The 5,242-nt window shown below is 56.3% G+C and carries 4 protein-coding genes and 1 tRNA gene; 2 read left to right on the forward strand and 3 right to left on the reverse strand.

Annotated features, from left to right (window positions below; translation table 11 throughout):
• Positions 1-89: 89 nt before the first annotated feature.
• Positions 90-165 (reverse strand) — tRNA-Thr (locus Q0629_RS04165).
• Positions 166-304: 139 nt separating this feature from the next.
• On the reverse strand, positions 305-1,795 hold the full coding sequence (locus Q0629_RS04170) for an L-lactate permease (protein ID WP_298779281.1): 1,491 nt from the start codon (positions 1,793-1,795) through the stop codon (positions 305-307).
• Positions 1,796-2,205: 410 nt separating this feature from the next.
• Here Q0629_RS04170 and pcp point away from each other — a divergent pair, with 410 nt between their 5' ends.
• Complete coding sequence (gene pcp, locus Q0629_RS04175; protein WP_298779283.1) at positions 2,206-2,856, forward strand: pyroglutamyl-peptidase I; 651 nt, start codon at positions 2,206-2,208, stop codon at positions 2,854-2,856.
• Positions 2,857-3,063: 207 nt separating this feature from the next.
• The gene (locus tag Q0629_RS04180) at positions 3,064-4,749 is read left to right on the forward strand and encodes a methyl-accepting chemotaxis protein (protein ID WP_298779284.1); all 1,686 of its coding nucleotides are present in this window, start codon (positions 3,064-3,066) and stop codon (positions 4,747-4,749) included.
• Between the two features lie 253 nt (positions 4,750-5,002).
• Here the strand turns inward: Q0629_RS04180 and Q0629_RS04185 are convergent.
• Positions 5,003-5,242, reverse strand: a 240-nt coding sequence (locus Q0629_RS04185; protein ID WP_298779286.1) for a rhodanese-like domain-containing protein, incomplete at its 5' end; no start/stop codon positions are given.

Genomic DNA, 5,242 nt, shown 5'->3' on the forward strand with positions numbered 1-5,242 from the left:
GATTTGAACCAACGTAGGCTCTCGCCGACAGATTTACAGTCTGTTGCCATTGACCGCTCGGCCATTCCACCACTTCGTACTGGTTTGACTGGAGCCGGAGGCAGGATTCGAACCTGTGACCTGCTGATTACAAGTCAGCCGCTCTACCAACTGAGCTACACCGGCAAAACGGAAGCCCTCGGAAGAAGCCCCTCAATCTCGCACAATACGGTCATGCATTGTACCGTCAGCCCGTCCTTTTGTCAAGCGAGGGCTACAGTCCCGCAAAGCAAGGTTCAAGGCAGGTCTGGAGTTGGTCCTCAGTTCAAATTGGGAACAGGACATAAGTGTAGAACATCGCCAGCAGGCCGAGGAACAACATCAGGAGGATCGAGGGCATCAGGGTCTTCCGGATGACCTCCCCCTCGCGTCCCAGGATCGCGACACAGGCGCAGACCGCCACGACGTTATTCGGGCAGATCATGTTCCCGATCGCGCCGCCTGTATTTTGGGCAGCTACCACGGTGACGGGATTTAGCGCCAGGGTTTTCACCGCCTCCATGTGCAGAGGATTGAACATAAGGTTGGACCCCAAGTTGGTCCCTGTGATGAACCCTCCGATCTGCCCGATCAGGACTGCGGCCATGGGATACAGGATGCCTGCAGCCGCACTGAGAGTTTTAGCCAGAGCACTGATCTGACCGGAGAGCTTCATGCAGTTGACCATTGCCAGCAGGAAGCCCATGGCTAACAGTGCCGGGACGACCTTTTTGAAAGAGTCCTTCATGGCCTCGACGAGATAATAGGCATGGCGGAAGATGAAAGAGGCAAGGACGGCACTGACCAGAATGACGCAGCCAACCCAAACCGTGTAGCCGCCCCCGAAGGCGATCAGGTATTTGAGCGGGACGGAGAGGCGGACGACCACCAACAGCACACACAGGATGAAGTATGGGGACAAGGAGAAGAGGAAGTTCCCCAAGGAGTGCGCTTCCTGGCTCTCGGTGTGCTCCAGACGATACTCCGCCGGTATGGCAAGAAGGTCCTCCCGGCGGAGGGTCAGGTAGGTGCTGTAAAGGAGGGTGCTCACAAATCCGCCCAAAAGGCTGGTCAGCTCTGTAATCTGAATGAAAACGTTGCTGATGGCAAAATTGATGGCTCCCGTGAGAAGCCCCAGGACCAGGATATCTCTCCATATCCCCCTGAAGGCCCTGCGGCCGAAGACGAAAGCGATCATCAGGACGGGTAGCAGGATGTACTCGAAGCAGGCCAGACGTCCGGTCATGGCAGAGGCCTGCATGAAATCCACAAACTTTCCCGCGCCAACGACCGTGGTAACTCCTGCACCTCCCCAGCTAACCGGCGCGGAGTTCCCCATCAAACAGGCCGCCGCAGCAATTACGGGGTTCATACCAAGTCCAACCAAAAATGGAGCCGCTAGCGCCGCGGGAGAACCGGCCCCTGCAGCTCCCTCCAAAAAGGTCCCGAAAGGGATGGCGAGCAACAGCACCATCAGCCTCTTGTCGGAGGTGACATGAGCGAGGCCGTTGCGGATTCGGTCCATGGCCCCGGCCTTCAGCATCACCTGCAGCATGGTGAACGCCGCAAAGATGATCCAGACGATCCTTAGTCCGTCTACGATGCCGGATGCGCTGGTTTCAAGAAGGCCCGAGGCGGAGCCTGAGAAGAAGAGCAATCCGCTGAGGAAAGCGATCAGCCAACAGGCGGGGGCTACGACCTTGGAAGGAAGATCGAAACCGGCCATCCCGATCAAGATCGCCGCTATAGGCAGCAGGGCCAGAACAAAATGAAGCATGAATCCACATCCTTTTCTTAAAATCATCTTGAAAAGTTAGAAACGGGCTCGCGGCAATAATTAAGGGAAAAACGGATCAGCCTCCTCGGAACTATCCTCAAATCTGGCATATGGGTTCAGTTCGCAGCGTCGGGTAACGATTCGTCCCGGATACGCCATCCTTTCAACGATCTTCCAGGCCCCATACGCTAAATAATGAAGTATACCCCCAAATCACAGTTTTAAGAAGACCATCTGGCGACTCATCTTTTTTGCCTGTGTCTTTGAAGAAAAACCCAAAATAACGGCTTTCGGCATGGTAGAATCTTAAAATTAAAACGCGCGGTGCTTTTCGGCGGCTGTTTCGCCAGCGATCTTTTTTTATGGTTGAGCTAACTGAGAAACGGCCCGTCGGGCCTGGAGGCAGGGAGATGCAAGATAAAGTTCTGGTCACAGGATTTGAACCCTTCGGCGGCGAACCGATCAACCCTGCTGGCGAAGTTCTGAAACTCCTTGAGGGGAAGACGGTGGAGGGATGCCAAATCGTCACGAAGGAAATCCCTACGGTGCGCTTTCTCTCCTTGGAGATGCTTCGGTCGGCCGTGGCCCGTGAAGACCCGATGATCGTCATCTCGCTGGGGCAGGCGGGAGGGCGCTCTGAGATCACGCCCGAACGTGTCGCCATCAACGTCGATGATTTTCGCATCCCGGATAACGCCGGGAATCAGCCGGTGGATGAGCCCGTGATCGAGGGCGCTCCCACGGCCTACTGGTCCACCTTGCCCGTCAAAAGCATGGTACGGGCAATACGGGACGCAGGGATTCCCGCTTCGGTTTCAAACAGTGCGGGTACCTTTGTATGCAACCACCTTTTTTATGGCTTGATGCACCTCTTGGCGGAAGAAGGCAACGCGCGCCGAGGGGGATTCATTCACATTCCATACATGGCCGAACAGGCCAGGCGTTTGGGAGAAGAAAACGGCCTGCCTGTGGCGATGATGGCCAGAGGAATCGAGGTCGCGATCCGAGCGGCGCTAACCGCCCGCGAGGACATCCGTGAGGTCGGCGGCCGGCTCCATTAGGGCTTGAATTTAGCTAAGATCATTGACGTACTCCCACGAAATAAAATTCATGGGAGTTTAAGCGAGCCTACCTCGATTCACAGTGCACCCCGCTTCCCGAGCGGAGGCATCGACAAAGGCAGCCGACCGAAGCCGGTCTTATGTCTTCCCCGATATAAGTAGTGAAGCATTGCATTTCAAAGAAATTGAACAGGAGGGTTTCTATTCATGAGGATCAGGAAATTATTGTTCGTGACCGGGACGTTCACAGCAGTGTTTGCCGCGGCTGTTTTGGTGGGGATAGTCTTTCTTCAATTGCGCCAAGCCGAGCAACGCAAGGCTTTTGAAGAACAACTTGAATTTATCGAGCTTTCCCACTCCCTGAGCGCGGCGTCGGACTATCTGACGCAGGAGGTGCGCTACTACGTCCAGACGGAGGACAAAAAGCATTTCGACAACTATTGGCGTGAGGTCAACGAAACGCGCCGCAGGGAGAAGGTCATTGCGAGGCTGAAGGAGCTGGGGACGCCTGCCGAGTATCTGGAGCTTCTGGAAAAGGGCGCGGCGGAATCCAACAGTTTGGCCAAGCTGGAGGGCGTTGCGATGAAGGCACTGGAGGACGGAAATCGCGACGAGGCTCAGCGCTTGCTTTTTGGCCAGGATTACGAAAAAAGTAAGGACGTAATCGAAGGCTACGTTGGCAACTTTCAAAAATCTGTGCGTCAGATGCTGGCTGAGCGGGTGGAGGCAATTTCCAGTGTCTTCAATCGGGCTCTCAATGTGGTGGTCGCAGGCACGGTGCTTTTAATCCTCCTCATCCTTGGAACCTTTGTCATCCTGTACCGCAGGCTGTCCCGGATCAGTCGCCTGATGGACGACCTGTCCCAAAGCGCCGGAGATCTGACCCAGCGCCTCAGCGTGTCCGGAAGCGATGAGGTGGCGGAGATCGCCTCTCATGTGGATGACTTCATCGAAACGGTCCAGAAGATCGTCGTGGAGGTTGCCCACGCGGTGGCCTCCCTGACCGCTTCGGCAGAGGAGCTGAGCTCCACAAGTACCCAGACCGCCGACGTCGCCAGCAGCTTGGATGTTTCCATCGGAAAGGTGAATGAAGCCGCTCTTACGCAGGCCCGGGACGCGGAGGCGGGGGCCTCGAATATCAAAGTGTTGGGGGACCTGATCGACGAGGATCTGAGGCGAGTCGCCATTCTGGGGCAAGATGCCGACACGGTTACGGCGCTGGTATCGGAGGGGATCGAAGCCCTGAAGAAACTGAATGCGTCGGCTTCCGAGAGCACGGCGCTGTCCACAAAGGTGTACGAGGCAATCACCGAAACCAGCGTGAGCGTTTCCGCGATCTCAAAGGCCAGCGAGATGGTTCGTGGCATCGCGCACCAGATCAACCTCCTGGCGCTGAACGCAGCGATAGAGTCGGCACGGGCAGGAGAGGCAGGAAAGGGGTTCTCCGTGGTGGCTGAGGAGGTACGGAAGCTGGCGGAGGAAACTTCGACCTTTACGGACGAGATCACCCGAACGATCGGCGGACTGCTCAACAGAGCGCAGGAGGCCGTCGACCTGATCAAACAAACGCAGGCTTTGGTGGAGATTCAAAACGACCATATTCAGAATACAAACGACCGTTTCAACGGGATATCGAACGCGATCAAAAACGTCATCCAAACCTCGAAGGAGTTGAACGAGGGTGGATTGAAGATGAACGACCAGAAGGCTCAGGTGGTGGATATCATCTCAACCCTTTCGCAGCTTGCCAACGACAACGCCGCAGTTACCCTCAAGGCAGCGGAGTCCATCAAAGGACAAGCGGCCTCGATCAGCATCCTCTCAAAGGCCAGCTACGAGGTTGCCGTGATGGCCGAACGTATTATGGAAACCATCACACGGTTCAAGTATTAACGGCAAACTCCTGCCCCGATGAGGTTGGCGTTTTGACGTCAGCCTCATCGGGGCTTTTTGTTGCCTTTTACCGGGGCTGGCCCTATCCCCTACTCCTCTGCGTTCCACCAAGGAGGCGACGGCATCCCCGAGGAAATAGCGACCGGCCGAAAAGGCCAAGCCCCCGATCGTCGCCGCGGCCACACAGAGGACAGTGCCCAGGAGAGAGCCGAAGCCAGGGGGTAGTGTGCCGGCATCCCGCTTCGGCAAAAAACTACTCGTGGCCTTCCGGCTCCAGTTTGTTGGCTGGGTTCTTGCTCCAATCGATAACGCTTCCCTTGTAGTTCTTCACCTTTTTGGCGTCAAAGCCAAAATCCCTCACCAGCGCCTCGGCGAACTGGCTGCTCTGATTCCCCCTGTTACAGTAGACGATAATCTCGGCGTCCTTGACGATTCCGACCTTCTCCAGGGCCTCCGCGGCCCCCTCCGCCTTCAGGTTCGCCAGGGGGAAGTT

Origin of the sequence: uncultured Fretibacterium sp. (assembly GCF_938030725.1) — a bacterium.
In the GTDB taxonomy this organism is placed as follows: Bacteria; Synergistota; Synergistia; order Synergistales; family Aminobacteriaceae; genus Fretibacterium.

Excerpts from the sequence above, each read along its gene's own strand:
- Q0629_RS04170 (WP_298779281.1), bottom strand. The coding sequence starts at position 1,795 with ATGCTTCATTTTGTTCTGGCCCTGCTGCCTATAGCGGCGATCTTGATC.
- pcp (WP_298779283.1), top strand. The coding sequence starts at position 2,206 with ATGCAAGATAAAGTTCTGGTCACAGGATTTGAACCCTTCGGCGGCGAA.
- Q0629_RS04180 (WP_298779284.1), top strand. The coding sequence starts at position 3,064 with ATGAGGATCAGGAAATTATTGTTCGTGACCGGGACGTTCACAGCAGTG.